We start from the raw sequence: 16,258 nt of genomic DNA on the forward strand, positions 1-16,258 counted from the left end.
TTTAATCAAATTTGATATCCTTTACGAAAAGCTGCAAACTGCTAGTATTTCTAAATGTATTCTCTCTAATCTCAAATGCGATATTAAAACGCATTTTGCTATTTAGCAATTCATAATAATCTGCAAAACCAAAACCAATACAAACCGGTCTTGTGCTTTGGCCATCTTGAATGAGTTCAAAGCGCAAGTGTTTGTCTTTTAGAATGCGAACGTTATCTGCATAAACCTGATTGGCGCAAAAGACTGGTTCAGGATTTCCAGGGCCAAAAGGAGCCATTTGCTTGAGTATGTTGTAAAACCTATAATTGATTTGATCCAGGATCATTTCATCGTCCACTTCTAAAATAGGTTTCATGTGTATTTCAGTCACCCTTTCACTAACAACGGCCTCAAACCTGGCTTGAAATGCGGGGATGTTTTCTACCGAAAGCGTAAGCCCTGCCGCATATTTGTGCCCGCCAAACTGCTCCAATAAGTCGCTACATTCTTCAATGGCATCATAGATGTTAAAATCAACGACAGAGCGAGCACTGCCTGTGGCTTTATTGTTTGACTCGGTGAGTATGATCGTGGGCCTGTAGTACTTTTCTATGCATCTGGAGGCCACAATACCAATTACTCCTTTGTGCCAGTCTTCCTTAAATAAAACAGTACTTTTGAAATCTCCTTCCAATTCCCTGGTTTCAATCATTTCTAATGCTTCACGGGTAATGTTTTCATCGAAATTTTTTCGGGCAGCATTTACATCCTCTACCAGTTCGGCTCTTCTCACTGCCTCATCAAGATCTTTGGCAATTAATAATTCTACAGAAGCCTTGGCATGCTCCAGTCTTCCAGAGGCATTTATTCTAGGTCCAATTTTGAAAACGATATCTGAAACCGTAATGTCTTTTTCTAATTTCCCTTTAAGTATCAGGGCTTTAATTCCTGGTCTGGGGTTGTTGTTCAATCTTTCCAGACCAAAATAAGCAAGGATTCTGTTTTCTCCTGAAATGGGGACAATGTCAGATGCAATACTGATTACTAGTAAGTCAAGAAAAGCATAGAGGTTAATCTGGCTATTGCCTGTAAATTTTGTATATGCCTGAACAAGCTTAAAACCCACGCCGCAACCGCTCAATTCTTTGAACGGATAGGGACAGTCCTTTCTTTTTGGGTCTAAAACAGCAACGGCTTGAGGGAGTAGGTCTCCAGGAGTATGGTGGTCACAGATAATGAAGTCTACACCCAATTCATTGGCCAGCTCAATTTTACCCATGGCCTTGATTCCGCAATCCAATGATACAACGAGACTGAAGTTGTTTTCTGCAGCAAAATGCACTCCTTTTTCAGAGATACCATACCCTTCTTTGTACCTGTCTGGAATATAAAAAGCTACATTGTCATAAAACGATTTAATAAAACCATAAAACAAGGCCACTGAAGTAGTGCCGTCAACATCATAATCTCCATAAACAAGTATTTTCTCGTTGTTCTCTATGGCTTGATGTAATCTCTGGACAGCTGTGTCCATGTCCTTCATTAGGAATGGATCATGTAATTTGTCCAAGTCTGGACGGAAAAAATCTTTTGCTTGTTGGAAATCGCCAATGCCGCGATTTACCAATACATTTGCTAATGTTGGATTGACGTTGATTTCATTGCTAAGGTGTTCTACTAATTCGGGATTTGCCTTGTTTTTATGTTTCCATCTAAAGTCCATGGGGTGTAAATTACAAAACAAACAGGCGATTCAACTAAAAAAGCACCTTAATAATTCTAATAAAAATTAAATGATTTACCTAAAGTCCATGCATTGAGTTCTTTACCGTTTAGTCAATCACCTCGGTGAGAACTTCCTTAAGTGGTACTCTCTTGCCGTCTTTAAAAGGGACGATCCATGCTTCTTTTACACCTATTTTTCTTAATTTTTTCTTAAACAGGTCCGCCATTTTATAGTCCCTAAATTGACCTAAAACGTATTTGATGTACCCTTCCTCATCTATGATTTTAAGGTCACTTCCGTTTTCGGTGAGGTCTCTAAGGTCAAATTCATCGAATGCGGCCAACTGTACTTTAAAAACTACTCCTTGTTGCCATTCATCCGTGATGGATGCTGAATTCCCAACCGAACTTTGATTGTTTTGCGTACTTAAGCTTATTACCTGACGGGCCAATCGATCAATTTCACCTTCTTTACTGCTGATCTTTTGCTCAAGATAAGCCGTTTTTTCAGTGAGCGTGAAGTTTTCCTGGTCCAGTTTGGCCTTGTCCTCTACCAAAGCCTTGAAAGCTTCGATGCTCATTTCTTTTTTCTGCTGTTTCCATGATTTGTACTCTTCTTTGGTAAGTCCACCAAGTGTTTTAGAGGAACAGTTGAAAAATACTGCAGCGATTATTACAAATAGTAATGATTTGGTAAAAGTCATTTTAATGCAGGTTTAAAAGCCAGTTTTATTGGTAAGTTATACACAGTCAAAAGATACAAAAAATTAGCCATTTTCCTTTCCATCCTTAAAAAAATCATAACCCCCGGAAAAATCAAGTGCATTTAACCCGGGGTTACTAAAAGTTAGAACGTTAAACGTTCACATGTCTTTCTGCGTGATAGGAAGATCTAACTAGTGGTCCTGATTCTACATATTTCAAACCTCTATTCAGTCCTTCTTCTCTGTATGCATCAAATTGGTCTGGATGTATGAATTCAGCCACTTCAATGTGCATTTTTGTTGGCTGCAGGTATTGACCCAACGTTAGAATATCACAACCATGCGCAGCTAAATCATCCATGGCCTTAAGTACTTCATCCTTTTTCTCTCCCAACCCGAGCATTATTCCCGTTTTGGTTCGTTTGCCATACTCCTTAGTCAACTTGATTTGTTCCAGAGATCGGTTGTACTTGGCCTGTGGTCTTACTCTCCTATATAGCCTTTCAACGGTTTCTACATTGTGCGAAACCACTTCTTGCCCAGCACTTATCATCCGGTACAAAGCTTCCCAATTTCCCTTGACATCTGGGATGAGGGTTTCAATAGTCGTTTCAGGTGAGCTTTTCTTTGTTTCAGCAACAGTTCTATACCAGATGTCTGCACCCTTATCTTTAAGTTCGTCTCTGTTAACAGAAGTGATTACAGCGTGTTTTACCTGCATGAGTTTAATTGCTTCTGCTACTCTTCTGGGTTCGTCTTCATCGTACTCAGGTGGCCTGCCTGTAGCCACAGCACAGAAGGAGCATGATCTGGTGCATACATTCCCCAAAATCATAAAGGTGGCTGTGCCGGCACCCCAGCATTCTCCCATATTAGGGCAATTTCCACTCTCGCAAATGGTATGTAGCTTGTGCTCGTCCACCAACTTACGGACATGTGCATATTCTTTACCAACAGGCAGTTTGACCCTTAACCAATTGGGTTTTTTTCTTCTGGTTTGTTCTTCAGAAATTACCGGTAGTTCTATCATATCGGGTTTTTAAATCCGTTCAAAATTAGTCATTAAATATGAGTTAACCCAAATTAGGACCAAACTCTCTACCTTCTAAACCCATAGTAAAGGGTGACAAATGCAGATTGGAAGATCTGCCTGTTCTCAGTAGTAGGCATTAAAGGGATCTCTTTGGTGAAACCCTCCAATTGGTATCCTAGTTCCAGACCTGTTACATTTGACTTTAAAAAACCAAACTCAAAATTAATAGCAGCTTTGGCATTTGCACCAAAAGCGATTTCAGATTCTCCAATCCCCTCGAAAAGTCTGCCGGGGCCAAGGATGTTAAATCTACTTTGATGTACAGCGGGATCGTAAGCCTCGCGAACCGTTTCTGTACGACTAAGCGCATATTCTACATAATAAGGAGCGAGTAAGCCTATAGTGGGGCCAATAGCTGTTAGGAATGAAATTTGAACCCCTTGATGTGGTGCTTTTTTGAAAGCAATTATTTCCCTGCCATACTGTGGGCGGATGGCGTAGAGGTAATTGGATTTTCCGAAAATATAACTATTTCCTAAAACAGTGTTGTATCGTACTTCTTTAGGATTTTTGACATTGGCCAATTCTAAATTGAAAAACTGAAATAGATTGTCATCTATCCTTGAACCAATTTTGAAACTAATGCCACCAATCAACCCTCCATTGGTGTTCTTATTGATACCAAAGAGCACTTCTTTGTCATAGTCATAATCTCCGGACTCCTCCTCCTGAGCCAATAAATTGAAAGAAGTACCTAAAAGAAAAATAAGCAGTAGGAAATATTTCATTTCTTTAGTCATAAATGATCAGCAATTTAAACGCTAAATTTGCATTTATTGTTATCTATTAGGTATTAAAAATAGACAGATTAAGTTTATCATGCAAAAGGACTTTGCTTTGTTAGTGAATTGTGTGGTGCTTATTATTTGAAATTGAGGTGTGAAAATATTTATTTTGATTAAAATAGTTTGCTTCGGCTCCGGTTTTTGAGTGGAGTCGAATGGAAATACGGTACGAGAGCGGAGCCGAAGGATTATTTTGTGCCTGAGCGGAGTCGAAGGAAAAAGTGAAATAAAGGCAAGATTAGCCCAAAATTGGTTTTTTCCATTAAACACGTTGAAGCAATGTCTCAACCTTCTAATGCTTTGGTTTTCCAGCTATTTGATTCGATAAAAGGAATTGATATTTCATTTGTTCTTAAATAGGAGGGGATGATTTAGGTACAAAAAATCGGAAATAAATAAAATTTCATTAAGTATTGTAGCGTTTTTGGAGTTAGTAACGTATGGGTTTTGAATCTACCCAGTAAAACAAAAGCTTTTGGAGAAAGATCTCATACAAGAAGCACTAAAGCGAGATAAAAAATCTCTGGAAAGGCTTTACAGGCACTTTTATGGCTATGCTATGAGTATTGCGCTAAGGTATTCGGGTAATAGGGAAGAGGCATGCGAAATCGTAAATGATAGTTACATGAAGGCTTTTGATAAACTGGATCAATTTTGCTTAGACAATTCATTCAAAGCATGGTTTCGTAGGATTATTATTAATACTTCTGTCGACTATTACAGGAAAAATTTAAAACATCAGGCGCTAATGGAGATTGACAAAGCGCACGCTGAGACTTATGACGCCGATATTATAGATGAATTGTCTAAGAATGATATCTTAAAGTGCCTCGAAGAGTTACCAGATATATTGAGAGTAATTTTCAATATGTATGAAATAGAGGGATTCAAGCATTCAGAAATTAGTGAAAAGCTAGGCATACCATCAAGTACCTGTAGGACCTATTTGGCCAGAGCGAAGGAGAAATTGAGAGAAAAAATTATTGCATTAAATCATATAAAAAATGAAGGAGCAGTTCGATAAGAAACTGGCGGAGAAAATAAAAGCCTCCTTCAGCAGGCATGAGGAGCCTTTTGACCCTAAAGAGTGGGAGAAGTTTTCTGATGCTTATTTTAAGCCCAAAAGAAAAGCATGGCTGATTTATTGGCCTTTTATGACCGCAGGTATAGCTGCTAGTTTGTTGTTCTTTTTCTTTTATTTCCCTAAACATGTGGAAATTGATCAAAAGGTAAAGTCAATAGCAGATGCGGTAACAAAGGACAAGGCTCCTTTTTTTGAAAATAAAGAAAAGCAAGAACCTGAAGAGATAAAAGTCCCAACAATCAGTTCAGAAGCCATTACAGGCTCGCGGAAGCCAGGTACATCTGGTGTGTCAAATTCCCAACCTATTGCTGATTTGCATGGGGGGGTGAACAGGGTTCCTGTTCGTACAATTCCTGAAACAACTAAGGACTTAGCCCCATCATTTATAGCAGATTTTACTGATATTTGGGATGAATTTCAGGCTGAAATTGGTCAGCAGTTTGATAAACTTGAAGGGGGGGCGAAAATAAAGGAGGAATTGCTTTCTGAAAAATCCACAGGGATGTCTGAAACAGATGCCCAAAATCTGGTGGATGCATGGAAAACCTCAAATTCTGAAAAAGAATCTAAACTAGTTCCTGATTTACCAAAGTCCTTTAAACTGGGCTTAATGGTAAGTCCTCAGTCAAGTTCAAACCCTGTTTCAGGGATGAATTTAGGTGCTGGGATTATGTCAGAGATCTCATTGAGCAGAAAACTAAAGCTAGATGTAGGGTTGGCCTATGCTAACCAAAGCATGGGTGCGCAAAATAACCATAGAATGGATCAGATGATGGATGCCTCTCCTGCTTCAGAAAGTCTAAAGTCCAATAGTAAAATTATCGACACCGATTACCAACTTAATTTTGCTTCCCTGGATATTCCAGTGAATTTAAAGTATAAGTTTTACGATAAGAAGCAGACAGGTTTGTATTTGATTACTGGTTTGTCAAGCATGGTGTACTTAAAACAAAACACGGTTGAATCGTATCAGGCACAGTCCTTATTCAATGCAAACAGCATTAATGGAGCGTTAGAATACGCACCTTCAGTACAAAGTTTTAGTAATGTATTTACCCCTGAGACAGGACAAAGCAGTACTGATGTAGCAGGGCTTTTAAACCTTTCATTTGGCTATGAGTATCAGTTAAACAAAGAGTTTTATATTTCCTTCGAGCCTTTCTACAAATTACCATTGGGAGGCCTTACTTTTGCAGACCAGCAGTTTTCTATTGGGGGGGTTAACCTGCGAATGAATTTCAATTTTAAAAATAAATAACAAACCAAACTTTAATTAATTACCATGATTTTAACGAACAAGTTTACCTGGCTACTTGGCCTGATTATTTTAATGTCTTCTTGTATTGAAGATTCTGCATCGGAGATAGAATTGGACATGGAGAGAGATGACCTTATTTTGGAACAATACATAGCCGCCAATAATATTGTTGCGACCAAGTCACAATCAGGATATTATTATGCAAAGACAGTTGAAAAACCAGATGCAGAACAATATGTAAATGCTGATTTTATAGGGGTATACTATGAAATTCATAGTCTTGACGGTCAATTGATAGATTCTTATATGGACGAAACCAAAGAACCTAGGATATTTAGATACAGCCAGGATGGATTGTGGCCAATAGCCATTACTTATGCTTCTGGTCTGGCCAAGGTGGGGGAAGAAATGACCGTTTATTCACCCTCCTATCTTGCTTTTGGGAACTATGGATTCGAAACGTTGATCCTGCCTTCTTCCAACTTGGTGATTAAATTAAAGTATGCTGCCAAATACTCAAAAGAAGAACTTATGGAACGGGAAGAAGCCATGATTGCCGATTATATAGCGACAGAGCAACTGGAAGGTTTTCAAGAAGTAGCGGAAGGGATTTATGTGCGAACGATAACCGCCGGAGATGATACTAAGACGGAGTCTAAATTGGGAAGCAATGTCTCAGTGGATTTTGAGCTATTTGAATTGGGAGAGGATGATCCTGTTTACGAATCTTATACGAGTAATCAACCTACTACCGTATCTGTAGGAAATTCCGGGTTGGAATTTTTGAATGAGGCTTTAATTGATGTATTGCCTGATCAAAAGATTGAAGTATTGTCTACCTCTTTTAATGCCTACGATGTATCCATTCAGATTTTTCCTTCTGCCATCCGAGAGGATTTAATTAATAAAGGAGAACAAATTGACCTTGTAAAGCCTTTTACGCCAATATTATTCGAAGCAGAAGTGCTTTCTGTAAATTGATATTTTGAAACATAAAAAAAAGGGCTTGAACTTCAAGCCCTTTTTTTTATGTCCATAAATTTTTCAAGAATGGGATTTTTAATAATTCCTCTATGCTTAGCCCAAAAGCAAAAGACCATATTAAGGCACTCACAAACATAGTAAAAAGAATTTTTTTCTTGTCGATGCCAAATGAAGTAAGCACTACTGTTCCGCCAATTGGAGTTAGGATTAAGGGAGTAAGAAAGGCTATTCCCCAGACTCCAAATTTCTGCCAAACCTTAATGACATTTCTAGTTCTTTTGGAAAATCTTTTTGGCTTTTTACTAATCAGGATGTTCCAATTTTGCATAAACCATTCTCCTAAAAAAGTAAATAATACCACTGATGTCATCATACCTGAAACAGTGACTAAGACTATCTCCAATAAACTATACCCTGCAGCTGCTCCTAAAAGGGGACCAGCAATAAATTTAAAAAGACAGAGGAAGTAAATTCCTGCAAATGTAATTAAGTATTCAGTCATGAAATAATGAAATAAATATAAAGCATATAACCCAATACTAATGTGACACCGTTTAACCTGGAGATGTTGTAATTGATACGCATTACTGGTAAGAGAAAGACCGTAAACCCTAGCATCCATACAAAGTCAGTGTAAATAAAATCCGTGGCAACATCAATTGGTTTGACAAGTGCTGTAATACCAATAATAGAAAAAACATTCATGATGTTACTTCCTAAAATATTGCCTAAGGCCATTTCAGTTTCTTTCTTCAATGCAGCAAGGACCGAAGTCACCAATTCAGGTAAACTGGTGCCTATTGCAATTATGGTGACTCCGATAATTCTTTCACTTACACCAAAATTTCTTGCGATTAACGAGGCATTGCCAACTACTAATTCAGATCCAAAATATAAACCGGCTGCTCCTCCCATAAGTTGCAGGATAGCCCACCATGGCGACTGCTTTTTCATTAAGATAGCTTCCTCATCAGAAAATTCTACTCTCTCTATAGATTTGAAAAAATAATAGTTTAGTGCAACAAAACAGGAAAACAAAATGATTCCTTCAATGAAAGTAATAAGCCCATTGAATGCCATGATATAGAAAATGACAGAACTAATTAAAGTAAAAGGGTAATCGAGTTTAAGGGTGCTTTTCTGGATGTAAATGGGGAATATTATAGAGCTAATTCCTAATACGAGCGTGATATTTGAGATATTACTTCCTATTACGTTGCCAATAGCGATATCACTAGCGCCTTTTAATGCAGCGGTAACACTTATCAATAACTCTGGAGCCGAAGTCCCGAAAGCAACAATGGTTAACCCAATCAATCCAGGACTTAAGCCTAACCTTGCAGCAATTGCAGAAGCACCGTCGACAAGCAGTTTTCCACCCAGTAAAAGGACCAGAAAGCCAAAGGCCAATATTAAATAGCTCATTTTAAAAGAATAAATTAAATTTTAGAACCAAAAGCGAGGTCACCTGCATCGCCTAATCCAGGGATAATGTAGGATTGTTGATTCAGTTTTTCGTCTACTGCCCCGATCCAAAAACGATGGGGGAGATCCAGATTTTCCTGAATATGCTTTATTCCCTCAGGAGCAGCGATGGCACTTACCACTTCAATTTGTTTAGGTAAACCATTTCCTTTAAGGGCCTGTATGCTTTTTAAAAAGGATTTTCCTGTAGCCAACATTGGATCCACCATGATTACCGTTTTTCCTGTTAGGTCAGGTGCCGCCAGGTAGTTCAAGGTGATTTCTATTTCAGAACCATCCTCTCCTTCATTCCTATAAGCACCAATAAATCCACTGTCTGATTGGTCAAATAGATTCAACACGCCTTGATAAAAGGGTACTGCAGCTCTTAGCACAGCTATAATTATAGGTTGATCTTTCAAAAGAGGGGTTTCGACTTCACCAAAGGGGCTGGATACCGATGCAGAAGAATAGGGGAGTTCCTTGGAAACTTCGTAGGCTAGGATTTCACCTAATCTCTCAAGGTTTTTTCTGAAACGCATCCGGTCTTTCTGAACTTGGATGTCCCGAAGTTCTGCCAGATAATGATTGGCGATGGAGTTATTTTGATTGAGAATAAACATGGTAGGACAAAGTTAAAACAAAAAAACCCGATCTTTTAAGATCGGGTTTTAAATATTATGTAAGATGCCTATTTACTGGATCTCAAAACTAACTCTTCTTGCCATTTGTCTTGCGTCAGCAGAAGATTTGTCTACGCTAGTATCTTCACCGTATCCTTTATAAGAAAGTCTAGATGCATCCACTCCTGTAGCAACAAGTAAATCATAAACAGATTTAGCTCTTTTCTCAGAAAGTTTCATATTATAGTTCTCAGGGCCTAATTCATCGGCATATCCTTTGATTTCTACTTGAACACCTGGGTTTCTCTTCATGAAATTAGCAACATAATTTGCTGAAGAAGCAGAATATCCAAGTGGTTTAGAACTGTCAAAAGCAAAATAAACGTTTACGTATTGATCGTTTATAGCTTTAGCCAGGTAATCAACCTCATCAGTATCTTCAGGTGCACAACCTTCAAGAGATGCTGGACCTGGAACGAAAGGACATTTGTCTAAATGATCAGGAAGACCATCACCATCAGAATCCATCGTTACACCGTGAGAATCAACTCTTGCTCCTGCAGGAGTGTTAGGCTCTTGATCTAAGTAATCAGGAACGCCGTCTCCATCAGAGTCTTTCAGCATGTCCTTGATTTCACCGATTTGAGTAGCCAATTCGTCTTTAGTAGCGTATTTGCTTTCTCTAATGTACCAGTCAGCATGAGTGTCACTACTACCTAAGTAGAATGTAAGACCCAAAGTACCAGTCCACCAAACAGCATTTGCGCCGTAATAACCATTGTCAGATGATGGGGTAATATCAGATGCTCCATCAAAAGCGATTGATTGACGTCCTGCAACAAAATTGGTTACATCACCGGTAAGGGCAATTCGATCACTCAATTTAACCTGTAAGGTCATCCCAGTACTTATATTGTACTGACGATCTTTTTCGTCAGCAAACATATTTTCCTGAGGAGTAATTTGGCTAATTCCTCCACCAAAGTGACCCAAAAGGTTGAAAGTTTGTGAAAAGGTTTCCCAATTCATTATTCTGCCAATATTGGCAACTCCTTGTAGGTTCAGTCGGTAGTAATTTGTAGAGAAATCAGGCGTGTCGCTAGCGTTTTTAAAGCTACCGAAACCAAAATCTAATTTGGTTCCAAATTTTTCATTAAACATATACCTGACACCAAGATCGGCATGACCAAGGTTTAACGTAGGAGAGAAATAACCTGGCGTAATTGGAGCCATTGGTTTATTGAACCCCCCGTTAACCTCTACAGACCATTTGTTGAAGTCGTCTTGAGCATTAGCACCTACAGCTAAAGCACCAACTAGTAGTGTTGATAGTATTATTTTTTTCATGATAAAAAATTTTTTACAACATTCAGTGTTTTAAATGATTTTGATTGGTATTAGATTTTTACTCGGTTTATGATACAAATGTATATTAATTTACGGGAACTTTAAACATCTATCTCAATTGTTTCAATAAAAACTAATTTGATCCCGAAATTTAAAAAAATAATTAACATAAACTATGCCATTCACAAAATTATTAAAAGAAATTCTTCATCTAGATAGCGTCTCAGGAGATGAGTCTAGGATTTCAGCTTTTATCCTTCATTATATAATTGAACACAAATCCACGTGGAAAGTAACTCCGGAAATCCACCATGGAGAGGGATTTCATGACAATATAATCCTTGTTTTTGGTAAGCCTCGAACTGCTGTGTTTGCGCACATGGATACGGTTGGTTTTACGGCCAGATACGAAAATCAACTCGTGCCTATTGGTGGCCCAGAGCTCTTGGATGGTGTGTGGTTGGTGGGGAGTGATGAGGCTGGTCCTATAAGGTGTAAAGCCAGAGAAATTAATGGCAACGTTTTTCATGATTTTCCAAGAAAAATTGAAACGGGGACCCTTCTTTCATTCGAACAAGAAGTCACAGTAAAAGATGGGTTTCTTCAAGCCGCATTTTTAGACAATAGATTGGGGATTTACACCTTATTACGCTTATGTGATACATTGGAAGACGGTATTCTGGTATTTAGTACCTATGAAGAACATGGTGGAGGCTCAGTCCCTTTCCTTATTAAATACATATATGACAACTGGAAAGTAAAACAAGCATTAATAGCGGATGTTACCTGGGTTACCGAGGGCGTTCATTTTGACAAAGGGGCTGTGATTTCAATGAGAGATAGTTTTATACCCCGAAAAACTTTTGTAAATAGAATTATCGATTGTGCCCGCGAGGCAAGAATTCCTTTTCAGCTGGAAGTAGAGGCTTATGGGGGAAGTGATGGAAGAGAGATTCAAATGAGCCCTTATCCCATCGATTGGTGTTTTATTGGTGCACCAGAGGAAAATCCACATACTCCTATTGAAAAGGTAGCCATTTCAGATATGGAGAGTATGTTTAAATTGTATCAATATTTATTACAATATTTGTAAGGAATTTGATTTTGTCCTTATTTAGAGGGTGAATATTTGTATTTGGTATCCATCACCTGGGAAACTTACTTGTAAGAATGATTAAGTTAAAACACTTATTTTTTGAACCATATCTTAAAGAAAAAGTCATTTTGAATAGGGTGAAGGAACTCGCTGACTCCATAAATCGTGATTATCAGACAAAAAATCCTATCTTTTTAGCTGTTTTGAACGGTAGTTTTATGTTTATGTCTGATATTTGCAAGGAGATTACAGTGGATATGTCTATCAGTTTTATAAAGGTAGCCTCCTATTCAGGATTAAAATCTGATGGTAAAGTCAGAGAATTAATAGGTTTGGAGGAGTCTCTTAAGGATAAAGATGTCGTTATTGTGGAGGATATCGTGGATACTGGTACAAGTATGGTACACCTCCTGGAAATGATTAACAATGAGCAACCAAGCAGTGTTGAAATTGTCAGTCTCTTATTGAAACCAGACGCATTGAAGGTGCCAGTTAAGGTCAAGTATATTGGATTTGAAATCCCTGACCTCTTCGTAGTTGGATATGGGCTGGATTTTCAAGGGCATGGGAGAAACCTGAAAGATATTTACCAAATTGTTGAAAAAAATTAACACTTAATTTATATTAAAATTACACTTATGTTAAATATCGTTTTGTTTGGCCCTCCCGGAGCAGGTAAAGGGACCCAAAGTGAAAAGTTGATAGAAAAGTACAATATTGAACACATTTCCACTGGAGACTTATTCAGAAAACATTTGGGTGAAGGCACAGCGTTAGGAAAGTTGGCCCGCAAATACATGGATGAAGGAAATCTTGTACCTGACGAGGTAGTAATAGGTATGGTAGAAGACAAGATCAACGATTCATTGGATGCAAATGGCGTTATTTTTGATGGCTTTCCTCGTACTGTAGCTCAAGCTAAAGCGCTAGACGAATTGTTGACAAAGAAAGGAACAGCCATCTCTGGAATGATCGCTTTGGAAGTTCCTGAAGAAGAATTGAAAAATCGCCTTAAGGAAAGAGGAAAGACCTCAGGAAGGGCAGATGATCAGGATGAAGAAAAAATAAAAAATAGGATTAAGGTTTACAATGAAGAAACCTTGCCAGTCGCCAACTACTATAAAAATCAGGGTAAATTATCCGGAATTCATGGCGTTGGTGTCATAGATGAAATCTTCGAAAATATTTGTGCTGTGGTAGATAAGTATTAATCACTATCTTTGCAAAATAATTTTATGGCTGAGCTTACAAGCTTGGCCATTTTCTTTTCATCCAAAAGTTGAATGTTAAGGGATGAAAATTTAAGTACCGAATATTAAACTGTAAAAGTTGTGGCAGGATCCAATTTTATTGATTACGTGAAATTTTGCTCCCGATCAGGAGCAGGGGGAAGTGGGTCAGTACATTTCAGAAGAGAAAAACATGTTCCTAAAGGGGGACCTGATGGTGGTGATGGTGGAAGAGGGGGGCATATTATTCTGAGAGGAAATTCCCAACTATGGACACTACTTCATCTCAAATACAAAAAACATGTCATTGCAGACAAGGGGAATAATGGAGAAGGTGGAAGAAGAAAAGGCTCCGACGGCCATGATGTTGTTTTGGAAGTGCCCATTGGCACTGTTGCAAAAGTAGCAGAAACTGGTGAGTTCAGGTGTGAAATCACGGAACATGGCCAGGAATTTATATTGACAAAAGGTGGTAGAGGCGGTCAGGGAAATGATCATTTCAAAACTTCAACCAATCAGGCACCGCATTATGCTCAGCCTGGAGATGAAGGAATAGAGGAATGGATTATAATGGAACTGAAGCTTTTGGCAGATGTAGGGTTGGTAGGTTTTCCAAATGCAGGAAAATCCACTTTATTGGCGAGCGTATCTGCTGCCAAGCCGGAAATTGCAGACTATGCCTTTACAACACTAATACCTAACTTAGGTGTGGTGGATTATAGAGATGGAAAATCTTTTGTTATGGCAGATATACCTGGTATAATAGAAGGAGCTGCCGAAGGCAAAGGATTGGGACTACGATTTCTCAGGCATATTGAGAGAAATTCCATCCTTCTGTTTTTAGTGCCCGCAGATGCCGATCACATCGGTGAGCAATACGCTATATTATTGGATGAAATCAAACGTTACAATCCAGAGCTTTTAGATAAAAAGCGAATTTTGGCCATCTCTAAATCAGACTTGCTAGATGAGGAGCTCATGGAGGCCTTGAAACCTGAAATACCTGAAGGAATTCCATATCTCTTCTTCTCTTCAATTACAGGTTTTCAGTTACCAGCTCTTAAAGATTTGATTTGGAAGGCATTGCAGTAAATATGTCAGAATGTCATATTTATAGAGTATGGCAAGTTAATTGTTTAAGAGAGATTGATTGTTGATAAACGAATTGAATAATGACAGATAAAGTGAATGAAGAAAAGGAACAAGGTATGGATCAGACAGATTCAGTTGAAAACCTTAATAATGAAGAAGATCTGAACAAGGAATCCCAAGGAGAGTTAGAGACTGAAGAGATAAGGGATATAGAGGATGCATCGGACAGTTTGGCAAAGGAAAACCTGGAACTGAAAGATAAATATGTCAGGTTATACTCCGAATTTGACAATTTCAGGAGAAGAACAGCAAAGGAAAAACTGGAGATGATCAGTACCGCTTCCATGAGCCTTATTCAGGAAATTATTCCAATATTGGATGATTTTGAAAGGTCATTTAAAGTAGAAGGAAATGACCAGGAGGGAAGCAAATTAATATATAATAAATTAAGTAAGACCCTAGAATCCAGAGGTTTAGATCCTATGGATGATTTGATAGGAAAGAAATTTGACGCAGAATATCACGAGGCAATTACTCAAATTCCTGCTCCCTCTGAGGATCTAAAAGGAAAAATTGTAGATGTTGTAGAAAAAGGATACATGCTTTCTGGAAAAGTTGTCCGATTTGCAAAAGTGGTAATAGGAAATTAAAAACTTATGGCTAAGAGAGATTATTACGAAGTGCTGGGGGTAGCAAGAAGTGCCAGCCCTGAAGAAATAAAGAAGGCTTACAGAAAATTGGCCATTAAATTTCACCCAGATAAAAATCCGGACGATCCTACTTCAGAAGACAAGTTTAAGGAAGGTGCGGAAGCATATGAGGTGTTAAGTAATCCAGAGAAAAAACAACGATACGACAAGTATGGTCATCAAGGTGTCAGTGGCAATAGTGGCTATGGCGGCGGCGGAATGAATATGGATGACATATTTTCTCAGTTTGGGGACATCTTCGGCGGCGGTGGCGGTGGTGGTTTTGATTCGTTTTTTGGCGGTGGTGGACGAAGTTCCAGACGTACCAGAAAAGGAACGAACCTTCGTGTCAAATTAAAGCTTAACCTCAAAGAACTCGCTCAAGGAGTGGAGAAGAAAATAAAGGTAAAGCGTCACATGATTGCAGACGGTGTTACTTTCAAAACTTGTTCTACATGCCAGGGACAGGGACAAATAAAGAAAGTAGTCAATACGATGCTGGGGCAGATGGTATCAGCAAGTACTTGTCCTACCTGTGAAGGCAGTGGGCAGATTGTCGATAAAAGACCACCCAATGCAAATGCCAATGGTTTGGTAATAAAAGAAGAAATAATCCCGATAAATATACCGGCGGGAGTTTCAGAAGGCATGCAACTAAGCTTATCTAGCAAGGGAAATGAAATACCTGGAGGTGTGCCTGGTGACTTATTGATTCTCATTGAAGAAATTGAGGACAGTGAATTGGTAAGAGATGGGAACAATGTAGTCTACGATCTATACCTGAGTTTTATTGATGTAGCCCTTGGTGTTTCTTTGGAAGTACCTACCATAGATGGTAAAGTCAAAATCAAAATTGAGCCGGGTACCCAAGCAGGGAAAATTCTGAGACTGAAAGGAAAAGGAATAAAAGAACTTAATGGATACGGTAAAGGTGACCAATTGATACATATAAATGTGTGGACACCTAAGGAAGTAAGTACAGAGGAACGTGAAAAGCTGGAATCACTTAGAGATTCTGAAAATTTCAAACCAAATCCAGGGAATTCTGAGAAAAGTATATTTGATAAAGTTAAAGAATTTTTCTAAAAAGAAATGGCCGGAAGCCG

Annotated in this window: 17 protein-coding genes; 9 read left to right on the plus strand and 8 right to left on the minus strand. The window is 38.5% G+C overall.

Annotated features, from left to right (window positions below; translation table 11 throughout):
• Position 1: 1 nt before the first annotated feature.
• From recJ to AC0L7T_RS04725, 4 genes are all read right to left on the minus strand, one after another.
• A complete protein-coding gene (recJ, locus tag AC0L7T_RS04710) occupies positions 2 to 1,702 on the minus strand; it encodes a single-stranded-DNA-specific exonuclease RecJ (protein WP_473341323.1) in 1,701 nt (566 codons plus the stop codon).
• Positions 1,703 to 1,811: 109 nt separating this feature from the next.
• Complete coding sequence (locus tag AC0L7T_RS04715) at positions 1,812 to 2,408, minus strand: Ezrin/radixin/moesin family protein (protein WP_473341324.1); 597 nt, start codon at positions 2,406 to 2,408, stop codon at positions 1,812 to 1,814.
• A gap of 151 nt (positions 2,409 to 2,559) precedes the next feature.
• Entirely contained in the window at positions 2,560 to 3,438 is an 879-nt protein-coding gene (gene lipA / locus AC0L7T_RS04720) for a lipoyl synthase (protein WP_473341325.1), read from the minus strand.
• A 68-nt stretch (positions 3,439 to 3,506) separates the two neighbouring features.
• On the minus strand, positions 3,507 to 4,229 hold the full coding sequence (locus AC0L7T_RS04725) for a hypothetical protein (RefSeq protein WP_473341326.1): 723 nt from the start codon (positions 4,227 to 4,229) through the stop codon (positions 3,507 to 3,509).
• Between the two features lie 532 nt (positions 4,230 to 4,761).
• Between AC0L7T_RS04725 and AC0L7T_RS04730 the strand changes: the two genes are divergently transcribed.
• The 3 genes from AC0L7T_RS04730 to AC0L7T_RS04740 are packed head-to-tail and all read left to right on the plus strand — an operon-like array spanning position 4,762 to position 7,609.
• Positions 4,762 to 5,310 (plus strand): RNA polymerase sigma factor, encoded by a 549-nt coding sequence (locus AC0L7T_RS04730; RefSeq protein ID WP_473341327.1) that lies wholly within the window; start codon positions 4,762 to 4,764, stop codon positions 5,308 to 5,310.
• A complete protein-coding gene (locus tag AC0L7T_RS04735; RefSeq protein ID WP_473341329.1) occupies positions 5,291 to 6,628 on the plus strand; it encodes an outer membrane beta-barrel protein in 1,338 nt (445 codons plus the stop codon). The genes AC0L7T_RS04730 and AC0L7T_RS04735 overlap by 20 nt, the downstream gene beginning before the upstream one ends.
• Positions 6,629 to 6,652: 24 nt before the next feature.
• On the plus strand, positions 6,653 to 7,609 hold the full coding sequence (locus AC0L7T_RS04740; RefSeq protein WP_473341330.1) for an FKBP-type peptidyl-prolyl cis-trans isomerase: 957 nt from the start codon (positions 6,653 to 6,655) through the stop codon (positions 7,607 to 7,609).
• A 46-nt stretch (positions 7,610 to 7,655) separates the two neighbouring features.
• On the opposite strand, the gene AC0L7T_RS04745 is transcribed toward AC0L7T_RS04740, so the two are convergent.
• From AC0L7T_RS04745 to AC0L7T_RS04760, 4 genes are all read right to left on the minus strand, one after another.
• Positions 7,656 to 8,114: a hypothetical protein gene (locus AC0L7T_RS04745; RefSeq protein ID WP_473341331.1), complete on the minus strand. Its 459-nt coding sequence runs from the start codon at positions 8,112 to 8,114 to the stop codon at positions 7,656 to 7,658.
• Entirely contained in the window at positions 8,111 to 9,037 is a 927-nt protein-coding gene (locus AC0L7T_RS04750; protein ID WP_473341332.1) for a calcium/sodium antiporter, read from the minus strand. The genes AC0L7T_RS04745 and AC0L7T_RS04750 overlap by 4 nt, the downstream gene beginning before the upstream one ends.
• Positions 9,038 to 9,051: 14 nt before the next feature.
• Positions 9,052 to 9,699: a uracil phosphoribosyltransferase gene (gene upp / locus AC0L7T_RS04755; protein ID WP_473341334.1), complete on the minus strand. Its 648-nt coding sequence runs from the start codon at positions 9,697 to 9,699 to the stop codon at positions 9,052 to 9,054.
• A gap of 72 nt (positions 9,700 to 9,771) precedes the next feature.
• Positions 9,772 to 11,046 (minus strand): OmpA family protein, encoded by a 1,275-nt coding sequence (locus AC0L7T_RS04760; protein ID WP_473341335.1) that lies wholly within the window; start codon positions 11,044 to 11,046, stop codon positions 9,772 to 9,774.
• 175 nt (positions 11,047 to 11,221) lie between these two features.
• On the opposite strand from AC0L7T_RS04760, the gene AC0L7T_RS04765 reads away from it, so the two are divergent.
• The 6 genes from AC0L7T_RS04765 (at position 11,222) to dnaJ (ending at position 16,238) form a co-directional block, all read left to right on the plus strand.
• Positions 11,222 to 12,139, plus strand: coding sequence for an aminopeptidase (locus AC0L7T_RS04765; RefSeq protein WP_473341336.1), 918 nt, complete (start codon positions 11,222 to 11,224; stop codon positions 12,137 to 12,139).
• Between the two features lie 77 nt (positions 12,140 to 12,216).
• Positions 12,217 to 12,753: a hypoxanthine phosphoribosyltransferase gene (gene hpt / locus AC0L7T_RS04770; RefSeq protein ID WP_473341337.1), complete on the plus strand. Its 537-nt coding sequence runs from the start codon at positions 12,217 to 12,219 to the stop codon at positions 12,751 to 12,753.
• Between the two features lie 27 nt (positions 12,754 to 12,780).
• Complete coding sequence (locus AC0L7T_RS04775; RefSeq protein ID WP_473341338.1) at positions 12,781 to 13,353, plus strand: adenylate kinase; 573 nt, start codon at positions 12,781 to 12,783, stop codon at positions 13,351 to 13,353.
• A gap of 120 nt (positions 13,354 to 13,473) precedes the next feature.
• The gene (gene obgE / locus AC0L7T_RS04780; protein ID WP_473341339.1) at positions 13,474 to 14,463 is read left to right on the plus strand and encodes a GTPase ObgE; all 990 of its coding nucleotides are present in this window, start codon (positions 13,474 to 13,476) and stop codon (positions 14,461 to 14,463) included.
• Between the two features lie 80 nt (positions 14,464 to 14,543).
• Positions 14,544 to 15,113 (plus strand): nucleotide exchange factor GrpE, encoded by a 570-nt coding sequence (locus AC0L7T_RS04785; protein ID WP_473341340.1) that lies wholly within the window; start codon positions 14,544 to 14,546, stop codon positions 15,111 to 15,113.
• A 6-nt stretch (positions 15,114 to 15,119) separates the two neighbouring features.
• Positions 15,120 to 16,238 (plus strand): molecular chaperone DnaJ, encoded by a 1,119-nt coding sequence (gene dnaJ, locus AC0L7T_RS04790; RefSeq protein ID WP_473341341.1) that lies wholly within the window; start codon positions 15,120 to 15,122, stop codon positions 16,236 to 16,238.
• The last annotated feature ends 20 nt before the right edge of the window (positions 16,239 to 16,258 follow it).

The organism is Cyclobacterium sp. 10D3-21 (genome assembly GCF_055809755.1).